The 18286-nt window shown below is 62.6% G+C and carries 16 protein-coding genes and 1 riboswitch; of the genes, 13 read left to right on the top strand and 3 right to left on the bottom strand.

Going from position 1 to position 18286, the window contains the following annotated elements; all coding sequences use genetic code 11:
- The first annotated feature begins 22 nt into the window (after positions 1-22).
- From AC3WN7_RS13315 to AC3WN7_RS13305, 3 genes are read left to right on the top strand one after another with little or no spacing between them, the layout of a single operon-like run.
- Positions 23-481, top strand: a complete 459-nt coding sequence (locus AC3WN7_RS13315) for a tripartite tricarboxylate transporter TctB family protein (protein WP_007979809.1) — start codon at positions 23-25, stop codon at positions 479-481.
- 1 nt (position 482) lies between these two features.
- A complete protein-coding gene (locus AC3WN7_RS13310; RefSeq protein ID WP_007979812.1) occupies positions 483-1997 on the top strand; it encodes a tripartite tricarboxylate transporter permease in 1515 nt (504 codons plus the stop codon).
- The gene (locus AC3WN7_RS13305) at positions 1990-3030 is read left to right on the top strand and encodes an AbrB family transcriptional regulator (RefSeq protein ID WP_102675320.1); all 1041 of its coding nucleotides are present in this window, start codon (positions 1990-1992) and stop codon (positions 3028-3030) included. The genes AC3WN7_RS13310 and AC3WN7_RS13305 overlap by 8 nt, the downstream gene beginning before the upstream one ends.
- 101 nt (positions 3031-3131) lie before the next feature.
- On the opposite strand, the gene ung is transcribed toward AC3WN7_RS13305, so the two are convergent.
- Positions 3132-3824: a uracil-DNA glycosylase gene (ung, locus tag AC3WN7_RS13300; RefSeq protein WP_008050720.1), complete on the bottom strand. Its 693-nt coding sequence runs from the start codon at positions 3822-3824 to the stop codon at positions 3132-3134.
- Between the two features lie 132 nt (positions 3825-3956).
- Between ung and dspII the strand changes: the two genes are divergently transcribed.
- Entirely contained in the window at positions 3957-5069 is a 1113-nt protein-coding gene (gene dspII / locus AC3WN7_RS13295; RefSeq protein WP_095966272.1) for an enoyl-CoA hydratase/isomerase DspII, read from the top strand.
- Between the two features lie 136 nt (positions 5070-5205).
- Here dspII and AC3WN7_RS13290 read toward each other — a convergent pair whose 3' ends face one another.
- Positions 5206-5673 (bottom strand): hypothetical protein, encoded by a 468-nt coding sequence (locus AC3WN7_RS13290; protein WP_095966271.1) that lies wholly within the window; start codon positions 5671-5673, stop codon positions 5206-5208.
- A 167-nt stretch (positions 5674-5840) separates the two neighbouring features.
- The gene (locus tag AC3WN7_RS13285) at positions 5841-6089 is read right to left on the bottom strand and encodes a hypothetical protein (protein WP_095966270.1); all 249 of its coding nucleotides are present in this window, start codon (positions 6087-6089) and stop codon (positions 5841-5843) included.
- Positions 6090-6372: 283 nt separating this feature from the next.
- Positions 6373-6473, top strand: a riboswitch (guanidine-I (ykkC/yxkD leader).
- Between the two features lie 60 nt (positions 6474-6533).
- On the opposite strand from AC3WN7_RS13285, the gene AC3WN7_RS13280 reads away from it, so the two are divergent.
- From AC3WN7_RS13280 to AC3WN7_RS13240, 9 genes are all read left to right on the top strand, one after another.
- Positions 6534-7601 carry a putative urea ABC transporter substrate-binding protein gene (locus tag AC3WN7_RS13280; RefSeq protein WP_015093900.1) on the top strand — a complete coding sequence of 356 codons (1068 nt, stop codon included), beginning with the start codon at positions 6534-6536 and terminating at the stop codon, positions 7599-7601.
- 15 nt (positions 7602-7616) lie between these two features.
- Entirely contained in the window at positions 7617-8432 is an 816-nt protein-coding gene (locus AC3WN7_RS13275) for an ABC transporter permease (RefSeq protein ID WP_102675318.1), read from the top strand.
- The gene (locus AC3WN7_RS13270; protein WP_095966267.1) at positions 8429-9217 is read left to right on the top strand and encodes an ABC transporter ATP-binding protein; all 789 of its coding nucleotides are present in this window, start codon (positions 8429-8431) and stop codon (positions 9215-9217) included. The genes AC3WN7_RS13275 and AC3WN7_RS13270 overlap by 4 nt, the downstream gene beginning before the upstream one ends.
- A 13-nt stretch (positions 9218-9230) precedes the next feature.
- Positions 9231-9956, top strand: a complete 726-nt coding sequence (locus AC3WN7_RS13265) for an urea amidolyase associated protein UAAP1 (protein WP_095966266.1) — start codon at positions 9231-9233, stop codon at positions 9954-9956.
- Between the two features lie 11 nt (positions 9957-9967).
- Complete coding sequence (locus AC3WN7_RS13260) at positions 9968-10609, top strand: urea amidolyase associated protein UAAP2 (RefSeq protein ID WP_102675317.1); 642 nt, start codon at positions 9968-9970, stop codon at positions 10607-10609.
- Between the two features lie 316 nt (positions 10610-10925).
- The gene (gene uca, locus AC3WN7_RS13255) at positions 10926-14567 is read left to right on the top strand and encodes an urea carboxylase (RefSeq protein ID WP_102675316.1); all 3642 of its coding nucleotides are present in this window, start codon (positions 10926-10928) and stop codon (positions 14565-14567) included.
- A gap of 25 nt (positions 14568-14592) precedes the next feature.
- Positions 14593-16371, top strand: coding sequence for an allophanate hydrolase (gene atzF / locus AC3WN7_RS13250; protein WP_102675315.1), 1779 nt, complete (start codon positions 14593-14595; stop codon positions 16369-16371).
- Between the two features lie 211 nt (positions 16372-16582).
- Positions 16583-18076: a sensor domain-containing diguanylate cyclase gene (locus AC3WN7_RS13245; protein WP_102675314.1), complete on the top strand. Its 1494-nt coding sequence runs from the start codon at positions 16583-16585 to the stop codon at positions 18074-18076.
- Positions 18063-18281: a cysteine-rich CWC family protein gene (locus AC3WN7_RS13240; RefSeq protein ID WP_007979840.1), complete on the top strand. Its 219-nt coding sequence runs from the start codon at positions 18063-18065 to the stop codon at positions 18279-18281. The genes AC3WN7_RS13245 and AC3WN7_RS13240 overlap by 14 nt, the downstream gene beginning before the upstream one ends.
- The last annotated feature ends 5 nt before the right edge of the window (positions 18282-18286 follow it).

Raw genomic sequence — 18286 nt, 5'->3', positions numbered from 1 at the left:
AGTCCCAGCACAGGAGTTCCTCATGCTCTTACAACGCATTTTTGCTTCGGTGCTGTTGCTGGCCTGTCTCGGCCTGGCATTGATGGCGTGGCCGTACCAAGCGGCTTTTTCCTACGAACCGGTGGGGCCTCGGGCCTTTCCACTGCTGATGCTCGGCCTGATGGGCTCAGCGCTGTTGTACATGGTGTTCCGTCCGGCACCGATCAAGCACAGTGCCGACGAGCCGCCGCTGGATCGCGAAACCCTGACCAAGATCGGCATCTGCGTGGTGCTGTTGCTGGTGTTCGCCGGCACCTTCGAGCCCCTGGGTTTCATCGTCGCCAGCATCCTGATCGGCGTGCCCATGGCGCGACTGTATGGCGGTCGCTGGGTGCCAAGCATCGTGATCATCAGCTTGATGGCCGTCGGCCTCTACCTGCTGTTCGACAAGTTGATGGACGTACCGCTGCCCTTGGGCGTGCTCGACGTTCTGGAGAACTGATATGGATACTCTTGGCTATTTGGGTCAGGGTTTCGGCGTCGCGCTGAGCCCGTACAACCTGGTGACTGCACTCTGCGGAACCCTGATCGGTACAGTGGTCGGCCTGTTGCCAGGCCTGGGGCCGATCAACGGCGTGGCGTTGCTGATTCCGATCGCATTCGCCCTCGGCCTGCCACCGGAGTCGGCACTGATCCTGCTGGCGGCGGTGTACCTGGGTTGCGAATACGGCGGCCGGATCAGCTCGATTCTGCTGAACATTCCGGGTGAAGCGTCCACCGTTATGACCACCCTCGACGGTTACCCGATGGCCCGCAAAGGCCTGGCCGGTGTAGCACTGTCGCTGTCGGCATGGAGCTCGTTCATCGGTGCCTTTATCGCGACCTGCGGCATGGTGCTGTTCGCCCCGCTGCTGGCGAAATGGGCGATTGCCTTCGGCCCCGCGGAATATTTTGTACTGATGGTATTTGCGATTGTCTGCCTCGGCGGCATGGCCGGCGACCGTCCGCTGAAGACGTTCATCGCGGCGCTGATCGGTCTGTTCCTGTCGACCGTCGGCATCGACGCCAACAGCGGTGTGTATCGCTTCACCGGGGACAACATTCACCTGACCGACGGTATCCAGTTCGTCGTGCTGGTGCTGGGCTTGTTCTCCATCAGCGAAATCCTCCTGCTGCTGGAAAAAACCCACCACGGCCAGGAAGCGGTTAAAGCCACCGGCCGGATGATGTTCAACTTCAAGGAAGCGGCGTCGGTGTTCGTGGTGAACATCCGTTGCGGTGTACTGGGTTTCATCATGGGCGTATTGCCGGGCGCCGGTGCGACCCTGGCCAGTGCCGTGGCCTACATGACCGAAAAACGCATGGCGGGTGCCAAGGGTACTTTCGGCCAGGGTGACATGCGCGGCCTCGCGGCGCCGGAAACCGCCATCGGTGGCGCGGCTTGCGGTGCGCTGGTGCCGATGCTGACCCTCGGCGTTCCAGGTTCCGGCACCACGGCGGTGATGATCGGTGCATTGTCGCTGTACAACATCACCCCCGGCCCGCTGTTGTTCCAGCAGCAACCGGACATCGTATGGGGCCTGATCGCTTCGCTGTTCATCGCCAACGTGATGCTGGTGATCCTCAATATCCCGATGATCCGCATCTTTACCCGCATCCTCGCCGTGCCGAACTGGGCGCTGGTGCCGGTGATCGCGATCATCACCGGGATCGGTGTCTACGCGGTGCACGCGACAACGTTCGACTTGTTCCTGATGATCGGCATCGGCATCTTCGGTTATATCCTGCGCAAGCTGGACTTCCCGTTGTCGCCGGTATTGCTGGGCTTCATCCTCGGAGGATTGATGGAACAAAACCTGCGCCGCGCCCTGTCGATTTCCAACGGTGCGCTGGAAATCCTCTGGTCGAGCCCGATCACCTTCGGTTGCTGGATCCTGACGGCGATCATGCTGCTGATGCCACTCATCCGTATCTGGCGCAAACGTTCGGCCGCGCAACGCATCATCCCCGATGTCTGATCGAACACCCTTCAAAGCCTGGTGGGGAACCCCGCTGGTCGGCCTGCTGGGCGGTTACCTCGCCAGCCAGGTCGGCTGGCCTTTGCCGTGGATGGTCGGCTCGTTGCTGGCGATCATCCTCGTGCGCTGCCTGACCCCCTGGCAACTGGCCGAAATCCCTGGCGGTCGCAAGTGCGGCCAGTGGATCGTCGGCATCGGCATCGGCCTGCACTTCACCCCGCTGGTGATGGAGCAAGTGCTGAGTCATTTCGGCCTGATCTTCTTCGGTGCGTTGGTCACCAGCCTGTCCGCCGTGGTCGGCGTGTGGCTGATGCGCCGTACCGGTGAAGATCGCGCCACCGCGTTCTTTTCCAGCATGCCCGGCGGTTCCGGGGAGATGGTCAACCTCGGCGCACGTAATGGTGCAGTGCTCAGCCGTGTCGCGGCGGGGCAAAGTTTACGGGTGTTGGTGGTGGTGCTGTGCGTACCGGCAGCCTTCAAGTATTTGCTGGGTGACAGTGCGCCGATTTCCCACGCGGGCAGCATCGATTGGCGCTGGCTGGCGGTGCTGTTTCCTGCTGGCGCACTGGCGGCCTGGATCTGGGAACGCCTGCATCAACCCAACCCTTGGCTGTTCGGGCCTTTGCTGGTCAGTGCGGCGGTCAGCATCGGCTGGGACCTGCACATCGGCTTGCCCAACGGCGGCAGCCAGATCGGCCAGTGGTTGATCGGCAGCGGTCTGGGCTGTCACTTCAACCGGCAGTTTTTCCGGCGTGCGCCATCGTTCATGGGCCGCACCTTGATCGGCACGGTGCTGACCATGCTGATTGCGACTGCCGCAGCACTGGGCTTGAGTGCGCTGACCCACCTGGATCTGCGCTCACTGACATTGGGCATGATGCCGGGCGGTATTGCCGAGATGAGCCTGACGGCGGAGACCCTGCAATTGTCGGTGCCGCTGGTGACGGCGATGCAGGTGATGAGGTTGCTGTTTGTGCTGTTTCTGGCGGAGCCGTTGTTCAAGTATTGGAACCGCAACCCGGATTCAGACTGATGGACCGAGTCGCCTTCTTCGCGAGCAAGCCCGCTCCCACAGGGTTCGCGTGATCCTTGTGGGAGCGGGCTTGCTCGCGAAGAGGCCCTCGAAATCAACGCTTAAACCGGCGGCAACCGCCACTCGATCGGCGTCTCGCCATTCTGCTCCAGAAACTTGTTGGTGCGGCTGAAGTGCCCGCAACCGAGGAAGCCGCGATAGGCGGACAGCGGTGACGGGTGCACCGAGGTCAACACCAGGTGCTTGGTCGCATCGATCAGCTTCTGCTTGCTCTGGGCATGGGCGCCCCACAGCATGAACACCAGGTGCGGCTGCTGCTGGCTGACCACTTCAATGACCCGATCGGTGAAAAACTGCCAGCCCTTGTCCTTGTGGGCATTGGCGTTGGCGCGTTCGACGGTCATGGTGGTGTTGAGCATCAGCACGCCCTGATCGGCCCAGCTCTGCAAGTAACCATGGTTGGGGATGTCGATGTTCAGGTCGCGCTTGAGCTCTTTATAGATGTTCACCAGCGACGGTGGCGCCGGCACGCCGGGTTGCACCGAGAAGCACAAACCGTGGGCCTGGCCCGGGCCGTGATAGGGATCCTGACCGAGGATCACCACCTTGACCTTGTCCAGCGGCGTGGAATTGAGCGCGTTGAAAATCATCGGCCCCGGCGGATAGATCTCCTTGCCGGCCGCCCGCTCCTGTTGCAGGAAGTTTCGCAACTCTGCCATGTAAGGCTGGTCGAATTCGGCACGCAGTGCCTCCTTCCAGCCCGGTTCGAGTTTGATACGGTCGTCAGCAGTCATGGTTACATCCGGCAAAAACAATGGGGCGAACCCTAGGAAAGCTCACCACGCTTGTCAATTGATCTGATACAGATCCGGCACTTTCCCACACAGCGATCATACTTAACCCTCAAATTCCCGATCGAGGTCACGATGAATCTGCACTTCGAAGAACTCACCGGCACCGACGGCGCACGCATCGGCATCGCCAGTCTGGATGCCGAAAATTCCCTGAACGCCCTGTCCCTGCCCATGATCAACGCCCTGCGCGACCGCATGGAAGCCTGGGCCAAGGAGCCGCAGATCGTCTGCGTCCTGTTGCGCGGCAATGGCGCCAAGGCCTTTTGCGCCGGCGGTGAAGTGCGCAGCCTGGTGGAAGCCTGTCGCGTCCATCCGGGTGAAGTACCGCCACTGGCTGCGCAGTTTTTTGCGGCGGAGTATCGCCTGGACTTCAAGCTGCACACCTACCCCAAGCCGTTGATCTGCTGGGGGCACGGCTATGTGCTCGGCGGTGGCATGGGACTGTTGCAAGGAGCGAGCACCCGGATCGTCACACCGAGCAGCCGCCTGGCCATGCCGGAGATCAGCATCGGCCTGTACCCGGATGTTGGCGCCAGTTGGTTCCTGTCGCGCCTGCCCGGCAAGCTCGGGTTGTTCCTGGGCCTGACCGGCGCCCATATGAACGGGCGGGATGCCATCGATCTGGACCTGGCGGATCGCTTTCTGCTCGATGAGCAGCAGCCGAAGTTGATCGAAGGCTTGCTGCAATTGAATTGGCAGGAACAGACACCCATGCAGCTCAACAGCCTGCTCAAGGCCTTGCAGCAGGAAGCCGTGGCGCAGATGCCCGAAGCCCAGTGGCTGCCGCGCCGTCGGCAGATCGACGAGCTACTGGATGTCAGCGATGTGCGTTGCGCCTGGAAGGCCATCAGCGCCCTGCGCGACCACAGCGATCTGTTGCTCAGCCGCGCGGCCAGGACTCTGAGCGAAGGCGCGCCGCTGACCGCGCATCTGGTATGGGAGCAGATCATCCGGGCCCGGCACCTGTCGCTGGCCGAAGTTTTCCAGATGGAATACACCCTGAGCCTCAACTGCTGTCGTCATCCGGAATTCAGCGAAGGCGTACGTGCGCGGTTGATCGACAAGGATCAGAAGCCGCACTGGCACTGGCCAGACATCAACACCGTGCCGGACTCGGTGGTCGAGGCGCATTTTCACAAGGCCTGGGAAGGTCGGCATCCGCTGGCGGATTTGTCCGAATACTAGAGCCTGGACATAAAAAATGTGGGAGCGGGCTTGCTCGCGAAAGCGGTGTGTCAGTCAACATCAATGTTGCTGAGATGACGCCTTCGTCGGAACGCCGCCCGGAGCAAGCCCGCTCCCACATTAGAACTGCGATTGGCTATCGGTGGCCGCCCCGCCCGTTACGATAGCCGCGACCGTTACCGCGATAGTCGTTGTTCCAGTTCCCGCGGTTACGGCCGTCCCAGCCATGGTTCTGATGCGTGCGGTAGTCGCCCCGCGACGGCTGATAATAACGAGGGGCCGACTGGTAATGGCGAGACGATTGATACATCCGCGGCGGCGAGTAATGGCGCGACGGCTGATACACCCGCGGTTGTGAGTAATAGCGCGGTGTCGGCTGGTAATACCGCGCTGGAGGCACGTAATACCGGGGCGGTGGTGTGTAGTAACCGCCACCATTGGAGTAGTAGGAACTCCCTCCGGCGTAATAGGTTGGCGATGGCGAGGTATAGACCTCGGAACTGTAGTAACTGCCTCCTTCATCGTAGTAAGGCACGCACCCACCAAGGGACAATCCCAACACTGCAAGCAGTAGAATTCGGCGCAGCTTTTTTTGACAGAGCATGGCGGCCTCCTGGACCGCGGATGAGCCACACCAGCGACGCTGGCAGGCGACAGTCAAATGTTCGGTGACTGTCGAAAGATCAGACACCGAATTCGGAATCTGGTGCGTCCCCGAAACAAGTAGAAACATCTGCCCGATGAAAGGTTTTTCATCCATTCACGCCCTGATCAACGGTGTCCACCACGATGTCCACCGCCATGATGTCCACCACCGTGACCACGGTAGTAACCATGCCCGCCGTAGTAATAGGCGCGATAACCACCGTAATAGCGCGGACCGTAGTAACCGTAGTAATAGGGCGAGTAATAGCCGGGGTAGTAATAAGATCCCCCGTAGTAATCGGCAGGACCGTCGTAGTAGTAGCAGCCAGACAATCCGAGACCGAGCACTGCTCCCAACAACAATCGACGTAACATGGCGGCCTCCGTAAAGACCTGTGACAGCAGTCGGCACACACCGGCTGACACCTGTTTTGACTGGCAATCCCCTGCCAAGTGCGATGTCGCACCCACCTTCTGATCAGCGGCGGACAGGTTCCAATGCGGTGCACCCGCGCACCATCACAAGGCAGTACGCCTTTCCAATCAACACCGTCGACCTCCCCGTCGCCCGAGCTAGAGCGCTCGGGCCAACTTGGCACGCCTCTCGCTTTAACAACCGGGTGCAGGAGTCACTACAGGTTCGCGGCACCACAATTTGCAAATGGCTGACTAGGGTTCCGGCTCGCAAACGCGAGTGACTGGTCCGAGAGTTGGCGACCTCCAGTTGAGGTTACACGGCGGGACAAAAGCCCGGGAGACAAGCCACCGTTAGCGGTGCCGCTGCCGTCCTGTCCGTCCTTGATCAACTGGAGAACCACCATGTCCCAGCTTCGTTTACCCGCCCTGCTCGCCGCTGCGTTCGCAGCCCTCGTGAGCTTCTCGTCCCAGGCTGCCCAAAAAGACCACTTCAGCGTGTGCTGGACCATTTACGCCGGCTGGATGCCGTGGGAGTACGCCGGCAGCCAGGGCATCGTCGACAAATGGGCGAAGAAGTACGGCATCCAGATCGACGTGGTGCAGCTCAATGACTATGTCGAATCGATCAACCAGTACACCGCCGGCCAGTTCGACGGCTGCACCATGACCAACATGGACGCGCTGACCATTCCGGCCGCCGGCGGCGTCGACAGCACCGCGCTGATCGTCAGCGATTTCTCCAACGGCAACGACGGCATCGTGCTCAAGGGTGAAGGCAAGACAGTCGCCGACCTCAAGGGCATGGACGTCAACCTGGTGGAGCTCTCGGTCTCCCATTACCTGCTGGCCCGGGCGCTGGATTCGGTGGACCTCACCGAGAAAGACCTGAAAGTGGTCAACACCTCCGACGCCGATATCTCCGCCGCCTTCAACACCGAACAGGTCAACGCCGTCACCACCTGGAACCCGATGCTCTCGGACATCAAGGCCAAGCCCGCGGTGACCGAAGTGTTCAACTCGAGCCAGATCCCCGGCGAAATCATGGACATGATGGTGGTCAACAGCGCCACCCTCAAAGACAACCCGGCCCTGGGCAAGGCACTGACCGGTGCCTGGTTTGAAGTGGTCGAGTTGATGAACGCGAAAAACGCCGCCGGCAAAGCCGCACTGGAACACATGGCCAAGGCCTCGGGCACTGACCTGGCGGGTTTCCAGGCGCAACTGGACACCACCCGATTGTTCGCCACGCCCAAGGAAGCCCTGGCGTTCAGCACCAGCAAGCAACTGCCGGAAACCATGCGCAAAGTCGCCGAGTTCTCCTTCCAGCACGGCTTGCTGGGTGAAGGCGCCAAGGACACCAGCGCTGTCGGCATGGCCTTCGCCAACGGCGTGACCAGCGGCGACAAAGGCAACCTCAAGCTGCGCTTCGACCCGAGCTACGTGCAAATGGCCGCCGACGCCAAGCTGTAATCAGGAGAACCGGCCATGCGCCTGATCAACCGTCACCCGGACCGCCCGAGTCGCCTGTTGTTGGTGATCCTGCCGTTCGCCCTGGTGCTGTTCGCCTATTTCATGGGCTCGGCCGAGCGACTGCTGGACAACCCCAACGACAAGCTGCTGCCCAGCGCCGTGCAGATGGCCGATGCGGTGAAACGCCTGGCCTTCGTGGCCGACACCCGCACCGGCGACTACCTGCTCTGGCAGGACACGGCCTCCAGCCTGCAACGCCTGGCCATCGGCCTGGGCATCAGCGCCCTGGCCGGGCTCTGCCTGGGCATCGCCGCCGGTACCCTGCCGCTGTTCGGTGCGCCGTTGTCACCCTTGCTGACGGTGCTGTCGATGGTGCCGCCGCTGGCGATCCTGCCGATCCTGTTCATCGTCTTCGGCCTGGGGGAATTGTCGAAAGTGATGCTGATCGTCATCGGCATCACCCCGGCCCTGGCCCGGGACCTGGAACAGCGTGCCCGGGAGATTCCCGTGGAACTGCTGATCAAGGCCCAGACCCTTGGCGCCTCCACCTGGACCCTGATGCTGCGGGTGGTGTTGCCGCAACTGCTGCCACGGCTGTTGATCTCGCTGCGCTTGATGCTCGGCTCGGCATGGCTGTTCCTGATCGCCGCCGAAGCCATTGCCTCCACTGATGGACTCGGCTACCGGATCTTCCTGGTGCGTCGCTACCTGGCGATGGACGTGATCTTGCCCTACGTGGTGTGGATCACCCTGCTCGCCTGGCTGATGGATTGGGGCCTTAAACGCCTGACCCGACGTGCGTTCCCCTGGTATGAGGGGGCCGCCAAATGAGCTTCATCACCGTTAAAAACGTCTGGCAGCAATACGCCGATCAAGTGGTGCTTGAAGGCCTCAACCTGAACGTCAACGAGGGTGAGTTCTGCACCCTGGTGGGTGCGTCCGGTTGCGGCAAATCGACCTTCCTGCGCCTGCTGCTCGGCCAGGAACGCGCCAGTCGCGGCGAGATCCTGCTCGACGGCCAGCCCTTGGCCGGTGAACCGGACGCCAGCCGTGGCGTGGTGTTCCAGCGCTACTCGGTGTTCCCGCACCTGAGCGTGCTGGACAACGTTGCCCTCGGCCTCGAACTGCCGCGTTCGCCCTTGCTCGGACGCCTGTTCGGCAGCGCGAAAAAAGAGGCCCGCGAACAGGCCTCGGTGCTGCTGCACAAAGTCGGCCTCGGCCATTCGCTGGACAAGTACCCGGCGCAGCTCTCCGGCGGCATGCAACAACGACTGGCCATCGCCCAGGCGCTGATCATGAGGCCGCGGGTGTTGCTGCTCGACGAACCCTTCGGCGCCCTCGATCCGGGCATCCGCAAAGACATGCACGCTTTGCTCCTGGAGCTGTGGCGCGAGACCCGGCTGACGGTGTTCATGGTCACCCATGACCTGTCCGAAGGCTTCAGCCTCGGCACGCGCCTGCTGGTGTTCGACAAGGTCCGTCTCGACCCGCACGCCCCCGGCGCCTATGGCGCACGCATCACCTACGACATCCCTTTGAACAGCGACCGCCGCGCCCAGTGCAAAGCCGTCGACGCCCTGCCGCTGCCGGTGGCGGGCACGCTTCGTATCGCTTAGAGGATTTTTCACAATGACTGATTCGACTCAGCTGTTCCCGCCCTTCGCCGAAGACATGCTCCCTGGCGGCGGCCATCGTTCCTTCGTGCTCAAGCGCGGCCAATTGCTGCGCCTGACCGACCTGCGCGGCGGCGCCAACGTCAGCCTGACACTGCTCAACGCCAATGAAAAAACCGAACGGTTGAACCTGCCCGACAGCCTCAAATGCCAACACACCGCCAAGCTCACCGCCGGCCATTGCCTGTATTCGGACATGGGCCGCGTGCTGGCCGCCATCACCGCCGACACCTGCGGCTGGAGCGACAGCCTGGGCGGTGTGCTTTGCGCTGAAGAAGTGGCAGAAAAGTACGGCGCGGGCCGCTACCAGGAACTGCGCAACGGCTTCTTCCGCAACGGCACCGACAACCTGCTGGTGGAACTGGGCAAGTGGGGGCTGGGTCTGTCCGACCTGCTGATGACCCTCAATCTGTTCAGCCGCGTGAACGTCGATGACGCCGGGCGCTTCCATTTCGTCGAGGGCAATTCCAAGGCTGGCGACTACATCGAGTTGTACGCGCCGATGGACACCCTGGTGGTGCTCACCGCCCTGCAGCATCCGATGGATCCATCGCCGGAATATGCACCGAAACCGCTGAAGCTCAGCTGGATGAACGCCGACGCCAGCGTCGCCGAACACTGCCGCACCTCGCGCCCGGAAAACGAGCGCGGCTTCATCAACACCGACCGTCTGTTCGCCTGAGGATCGCTGCCATGTCACTCGCCATCGTCACCCCTGAAAAGCAGCCGGAAACCGCGATCTACCGCGCCACCATCCCCGCCGGCGAACCCTGGCTGATGGAGGTCAAGGCCGGCCAGACACTGCGCATTCTTGATCTGGAAGGTAATCAGGCCGTCGACACCTTGTTCTACAGCGTCGCCAATCCCAAGGAACGCTACGACGTGCAGCGCACGTTGCGTCGGCAGAACAGCGTGTACCTGAGCACCGGCAGCGTGCTGTATTCCAACCTCGGCAAACCGATGCTGACCATAGTCGCCGACACTTGCGGGCGTCACGACACCCTTGGCGGGGCCTGTGCGCAAGAGAGCAATACCGTGCGCTACGCCCTGGAGAAACGCTACATGCACAGCTGCCGCGACAACTACCTGCGCGCCTGCGTCCACGACGGACGCCTGGGCAAGGGCGACATCGGGCCGAACATCAACTTCTTCATGAACGTGCCGGTCACCGCCGACGGCGGCTTGACGTTCGAAGACGGGATTTCCGCGCCGGGCAAGTACGTCGACCTGCGCGCCGAGATGGACGTGATCGTGCTGATCTCCAACTGCCCGCAACTGAACAACCCGTGCAACGCCTACAACCCGACACCTGCGGAGCTACTGGTATGGAACTGAAACTCGCACGTTTGCACCGCTGGCTGTTCACCCTGTGCCAGGCCCGCTCCGGCCAATGCCTCAGAAAGTAAAAGCCACCACCGCCCCCTGTAGGAGCGAGCTTGCTCGCGAAAAACCCAAGAGCGCCGCTGGGTATCTGGTTTTACGCGTAATCGTTCACGACCATCGCGAGCAAGCTCGCTCCTACATGGGGCCAATGGTGTTTTGGAACGAATTGATTCTGCCACCGGGGACGACCCCGATGCCTTTCGAAAAACTGCGGGACGGCCCGCATCCCAGTCGAGGCTGATGCGCAATCGCCTCCGGGGGTTATGCCATGTTCGAAAAAGTCCTGATTGCCAACCGTGGCGCCATTGCCTGCCGCATCCTGCGGACCTTGCGTGAACTGCACGTGCAGGGGGTCGCCGTTTACTCTGAAGCCGACGCGGCCAGCCTGCACATCCTGCAGGCCGACGAGGCGCACAGCCTCGGGGAAGGCGCCGCCGCCGGCACGTACCTGGCGGTCGATAAAATCCTCGCCATCGCCAAAGCCAGCGGCGCCACGGCGATCCATCCCGGTTACGGCTTCCTCTCGGAAAACGCCACATTCGCCGAAGCCTGCGAAGCTGCCGACATCGCCTTCATCGGCCCGACCCCGGAACAACTGCGGGTGTTCGGCCTCAAGCACACCGCCCGCGCCCTGGCCCGACAACAGGGTGTGCCCATGCTTGAAGGCACCGAGTTACTCGAGAGCCTCGACGCAGCATTGATCGCCGGTGAACAAGTCGGCTACCCGGTGATGCTCAAGAGCACCGCCGGCGGTGGCGGCATCGGCATGCGCGTGTGCCGCAGCGCGACCGAGTTGAGCGAATCCTTCGAAGCGGTCAAGCGCCTGGGCCAGAACAATTTCAGCGACGCCGGGGTGTTCATCGAGAAGTACATCCAGCGTGCCCGTCACCTGGAAGTGCAGGTATTCGGCGACGGCCACGACGAAGTGATCGCCCTTGGCGTACGCGACTGTTCGGTGCAGCGTCGCAACCAGAAAGTCCTCGAGGAAACCCCGGCACCGAACCTGCCCGAGGGCATGGCCGATGAACTGTGCGCGGCGGCGATCAAACTGGCCAAAGCGGTGAACTACCGCAGCGCCGGCACCGTGGAGTTCGTCTTCGACAGCGATGCCCGGCGTTTCTATTTCCTGGAAGTGAACACCCGTTTGCAGGTGGAACACGGTGTCACCGAACAGGTGTGGGGCGTCGACCTGGTGCGCTGGATGGTGCAACTGGCGGCCGGTGAGCTGCCGCCACTGAGCGATCTGGTACAGGGTTTGAAGCCGCAGGGTCATGCGATTCAGGCACGGTTGTATGCCGAGGATCCGGGACGTGATTTCCAGCCAAGCCCCGGTTTGCTCACGGCGGTGAATTTCCCTGACGCCGACGGCAAACGACTGCGCATCGACACCTGGGTCGAAGCGGGTTGCGAGATCCCGCCCTACTTCGACCCAATGATCGCCAAGGTCATCAGTTGGGCGCCGACGCGCGAAGAGGCCGTTGCGGACCTGCATCAGGCACTGGGTGCCAGCTTGCTCTACGGCGTGGAAACCAACCGCGATTACCTGCGGCAGATCCTCCTGGATGCGCCTTTCGCCAGCGGCCAGCCGTGGACCCGTTGCCTGGAAGGCCTGGTCTATCAGGCCAACACGTTCGAAGTACTCAGCGCCGGTACGCAAACCAGTGTTCAGGATTATCCGGGGCGCCTCGGTTACTGGGCGGTCGGCGTGCCGCCTTCAGGGCCAATGGACAGTCGCGCGCTGCGCCTGGGTAACCGTTTGCTGGGCAACGACGAAGGCGCGGCGGCGCTGGAAATCACCATGAGCGGGCCGTTGCTGCGCTTCAATTGCGAGGCGGTGGTGGCGGTGATCGGGGCGGTGATTCCATTGCTGCTCGACGGTCAAAGCGTGCCGATGAACACTGCGCTGGTGGTTCCGGCAGGCGCCAGCTTGAGCCTTGGCACCATCGCCGGTGCGGGCGCCCGCAGTTATCTGTGCCTGCGTGGCGGCCTGCAGGTACCGGATTATCTGGGCAGCAAAAGCACCTTCACGCTGGGGCAATTTGGCGGGCACGGTGGCCGCGCCTTGCGGGCCGGCGACGTGTTGCACCTGCCAGCGCTGAATGACCGCAGCGCCGGTCAGCAACTGGCTGAAGAGCAGGTCACCGAGTTGCCGGCGGTTCGGCAAATCCGCGTGATCTACGGCCCCCACGGTGCGCCGGAATACTTCACCGAAAACTACATCGGCACCTTCTTCGCCACGCAGTGGGAAGTGCATTTCAACTCCAGCCGCACCGGTGTGCGCCTGATCGGGCCGAAGCCTGAATGGGTGCGTGCCGACGGTGGGGAGGCCGGGCTGCATCCGTCGAATATCCACGATAATCCCTATGCGATCGGCGCAGTGGATTTCACCGGTGACATGCCGGTCATCCTCGGCCCGGATGGCCCAAGCCTTGGCGGGTTCGTGTGCCCGGTGACGGTGATCGAGGCGGATCTTTGGCAGCTTGCTCAACTGAAGGCGGGGGACAAGGTGCAGTTCTCCCCCATCGACCTCAAGACCGCCCGCACCCTTGCCCTGAAATGGGATCAATCCTGTAGGAGCGAGCTTGCTCGCGATGGTGTGTCAGCCACCCTGATGTCGACTGACACACCTTCGCGAGCAAGCCCGCTCCCACAGGGGGTTGTGTCGCCTGTGGTGCTGGATATCGGTCAGGGAGATACGCGGCTGGTTGCACGACTGTCGGGCGACACGCATTTGCTGCTGGAAATCGGCGCCCCTGAATTGGACCTGGTCCTGCGCTTCCGCGCCCACGCCCTCATGCAAGCCCTGGAAAGCCAACACCTGCACGGCGTGATCGACCTGACGCCAGGCATCCGCTCACTGCAAGTCCACTATCAACCCGAACAACTGCCACTGGCCGACCTGCTCGGCATCGTCACCGGCGAATGGGACGCCGTGTGCGCCGCCAAAGACCTGCAAGTGCCCTCGCGCATCGTCCATCTGCCGCTGTCCTGGGACGACCCGGCGTGCCAGTTGGCCATCGAGAAATACATGACCACGGTGCGCAAAGACGCGCCCTGGTGCCCGAGCAACCTGGAGTTCATCCGGCGCATCAACGACCTGCCGAACCTCGATGAAGTGCAACGCACGGTGTTCGACGCCAGTTACCTGGTGATGGGCCTGGGTGACGTTTACCTCGGCGCGCCAGTCGCCACCCCGCTCGATCCGCGCCATCGCCTGGTCACCACCAAGTACAACCCGGCGCGCACCTGGACCGCGGAAAACTCGGTGGGCATCGGTGGCGCCTACATGTGCGTCTACGGCATGGAAGGTCCCGGCGGCTATCAGTTTGTCGGGCGCACGCTTCAGATGTGGAACCGCTACCGCGAAGTTGCTGCGTTCGATGGCAAGCCATGGTTGCTGCGGTTTTTCGACCAGATCCGTTTCTACCCGGTCAGCGCCGATGAACTGCTGCGCATTCGCCAGGATTTCCCCCTCGGGCGCTTCGACCTGAACATCGAACACAGTCAGTTGAACCTGGCGGATTACCAGGCGTTTCTGACGCAGGAAGCCGAGACCATCGGCGCGTTTCGCGAGCAGCAAAAAGGCGCTTTCAATGCCGAGCGGGAGCGCTGGATCGCCAGCGGCCAGGCGCATTTCGACAGCGAAGAGCCGGCCCCGGAGACGACCGAGGAGGCGCCGCTGGCCAGCGGTCAACAGAGCGTCGACAGCCACATCGCCGGCAACCTCTGGCAGGTTCAGGTCGAGGCCGGCAAGCGCGTCGCGGCCGGTGATGTGCTGGTGATCCTGGAGTCGATGAAGATGGAAATCCCCCTGCTCGCCCCCATGGCCGGTGTGGTGCGCGAGGTGCGCGTGCAACCGGGTTCGGCGGTGCGCGCCGGACAGCGCGTCGTGGTGCTGGAACTTGACTGAACCCATTTTGAAAAGGACGCATGCCATGAATATCAATCTGCAACTCGACGCCCTGCGCAGCGCCTACCGCGACGGCGGCCTCACCCCCCGGCAATTGCTGGCGAACCTGCGGGACAAAGCCGCGGCGCTGAATCCGGACTATCACCTGTTCATCCACTTGCTGAGTGTCGATGAACTGGAGCCGTACCTCGCCGCCCTCGACGGACGCGACCTCGACAGCCTGCCGCTGTACGGCGTGCCATTCGCGATCAAGGACAACATCGACCTGGCGGGCATTCCGACCACGGCGGCGTGCCCGGCATTTGCCTACGTGCCAGAGCGTTCGGCGACGATCGTCGAACAACTGCTGGCCCTGGGTGCGATTCCGTTGGGCAAGACCAATCTCGACCAGTTCGCCACCGGGCTCAACGGCAGCCGCTCACCCTATGGCGTGTGCCCCAACAGCGTGTTGCCGGAGTATCCATCGGGCGGCTCCAGCGCCGGTTCGGCGCTGGCGGTGGCGCTCGGGGTCGCGAGCTTTTCCCTGGGGACCGACACCGCCGGCTCCGGGCGCGTGCCAGCGGCGTTGAACAACCTGGTCGGCATGAAAGCCACCAAGGGCCTGATCTCGACGGCCGGCGTGGTACCGGCCTGTCGTACCCTCGATTGCGTCACTACGTTCACTGCCACCGCGCGGGAGGCCAGTCAGTTGCTGGCGCTCACCGCACGCCTCGACCCGCGGGACGAATACAGCCGCAGCAACCCGCTGTGGAATGACGGCTCGGCGTTCGGCACGCCACGGCCGTTCCGGTTCGGCGTGCCACGTGCGCAGGACCTGCAATTCTTTGGATGCCCTGAAGGCCCGTTGTTGTTCGGCGATGCCATCGATCGTCTCAAGGCCTTGGGCGGCGAAGCGGTGGAATTGGACCTGTCGCCGTTTCTGGAGGCCGCACGCTTGCTCTATGAAGGCCCGTGGGTGGCCGAGCGCTACAGCGTGGCCGGGGAGTTGATGGCACAAAACCCCGAGGCCGTGTTGCCGGTGATTCGCGCTGTCTTGGCCAAGGCACCCGCCGTCGACGGCGTGCAGACCTTCCGCGCCCAATACCGGCTGCAAGCGCTCAAGGCCCTGTGCGACGCAGCGCTGGAAGGCCTCGATTGTGTCGTCACGCCCACCATCGGCCGCCCGGTGTCGCTGGCGGAACTCAAGGCCGAACCGGTACTGCGCAATTCGGACCTCGGCTACTACACCAACTTCATGAACCTGCTCGACTACGCCGCCGTCGCCGTGCCCAGCGCCTTCATGGACAACGGCCTGCCATGGGGCGTGACAGTGTTTGGCCGGGCCTTCACCGATCAGTACCTGCTGAGCGTGGCCGATGCCTTGCAGCGCCAGCAAGGCCTGGCCGCTCCCGCACCGGCACCGGTTGCCCGCCATGATCGGGCGCGGCTGGTGGTCTGCGGCGCGCATCTGGACGGGCTGGCGCTGAACTGGCAGCTCAGGCAGCGCGGTGCCCGGTTGCTGGAAACGACCTTCAGCTCGCCGGATTATCAACTCCATGCCCTGGCCGGCGGCCCGCCGTTGCGTCCGGGCATGGTCCGCGTGAAGGATGGCGGCGTGGCGATTGCCGTGGAAGTCTGGGAGTTGCCCAGCCGAGAACTGGGTTCGTTCCTGACCGGGATTGCGGCACCGCTGGGATTGGGCAAGGTGCAACTGGCGGACGGCCGCTGGGAGAGCGGGTTTATCTGTGAGGCGTATGGGCTGGAGGGCGCGGTGAACATCAGCCATTTCGGTGGCTGGCGGATGTACCTGAAAACCCTGGGCTAAACACCAGACTCATAACCCTGTGGGAGCGAGCTTGCTCGCGATAGCGGTGTGACATTCAGCCTTGATGTGGCAGACACGCCGCCATCGCGAGCAAGCTCGCTCCCACAAGGTCCGTGCAAGATTTACGACCATTCGCAGCGCACATGGAGCAGTTATTTCCCGGCAGTACCCTTAGAATGCCTGCCATCGGATGACTGCCAATGGAACTGCCATGCCGCTTCGCTCGCCGCTGTACTCTCAACGCTCGTTGGTGCTCACGCTGGTCGCATTGCTGGGCGCAGGCTTCCTCGCCACCTCCTTTCTCAGTTACTACGCCTCCAGGGCCTCGATCCGCGACAATATCGTCAACACCGAACTGCCGCTGACGTCGGACACGGTCTACTCGGAAATCCAGAAAGACCTGGTCAGGCCGATCCTGATTTCCTCGATGATGGCCCGCGACACCTTCATGCGCGACTGGGTGGTCAATGGTGAAAAGGATTCCGACCAGATGACCCGGTACCTCAACGAGGTCATGACCCACTACGGCGCCTACACCGCGTTCTTCGTCTCCAACACCAGCCTGACTTACTACCACGCCAAGGGTGTACTCAAGCAGGTCAAGGCCACCGAGCCCCGCGACGCCTGGTATTTCCGCGTGCGGGACATGAAGGACCCGTACGAGATCAACGTCGACCCGGACCTCGCCAACAAGGACAACCTGACCTTTTTCATCAACTACAAGGTCCACGACTACAACGACCGGTTCATCGGCGCGGCCGGCGTTGGCCTGACCGTCGACGCCGTGATCAAGCTGATCGACAAGTACCAGCAGCGTTATCAGCGCAGCGTATATTTCGTCGACAACTTCGGACGCCTCGTGCTGACAGGCGCCGAAGGCGGTCCGCAGGGTGCGCGCATCGGGCAGAAACTCGGTGAACTGGACGGCATGAAGGACCTGGTCAACCGGCTGCCCAAACCCCACAGCGGCAGCTACGAATATTCCGTGCAGGGCCAGGGGCATTTCCTCAATGTGCGGTTCATCCCGGAACTGAACTGGTACCTGTTCGTCGACAAACGCGAGGACAGCGCCCTGGGTGAAATCCGCCAGTCGCTGTACCTCAACCTGCTGATCTGCCTGCTGGTCACGCTGACCGTGCTGGTCCTGCTCAACCAGGTCATCAAGCGCCTTCAGGACAAGATCCAGGCCCAGGCCACCCTCGACAGCCTGACCGAACTGCCCAACCGTCGCGGCTTCGACCTGCTGGCCATACAGGCCATGCACGAAGCCCGGCGCGAGCCCAAACCGCTGTCCGCCTTGCTGCTGGACCTCGACCGCTTCAAGGTGTTGAACGACACCTATGGCCACCTGGCCGGCGATCAGGTATTGAATGGCTTTGCCCAGGATCTGAAGAGCTGCCTGCGGCACGCCGACATCGTCTGCCGCTGGGGCGGTGAAGAGTTCATCGTGCTGCTCAAGGACACCGATGGTCAGACCGGTCTGATAATCGCCGAGAAAATTCGTCAGTACGTGGAGAAACAGAGTTACACCTACAACGGCCAGATCTTGCGAGTGACCGTCAGCATCGGCCTGACCACCCTGCAGCCCGATGACACCTTGCACACCCTGCTGTCACGGGCGGATCATGCGATGTACCGGGCCAAGCAAAGTGGCCGTAACCGAACCTGCGTGGAAATGGCTCACTCCATCCATGAACCAGCCTGACCTCTGCCCCGCCTGCGGCGCACCCAACGACTGCACCCTGGCCGACCCGCGAACCGCCGACCGCGCCTGCTGGTGCTACGGCGTCAGCATCGACCCAGCCGTGCTCCAGGCGCTGCCGGCGCAACTGCGCAATGCCTCGTGCCTGTGCCCGCGCTGCGCCGAGGTCGAGGCGCAGTTGCAAGCAGCGTCCGAATCGATCAAGTAAGATGC

The organism is Pseudomonas sp. FW305-70 (genome assembly GCF_058783925.1).
The sequence above is the reverse complement of the archived record's forward strand: the minus strand, read 5'-3'. Positions and strand labels throughout refer to the sequence as shown.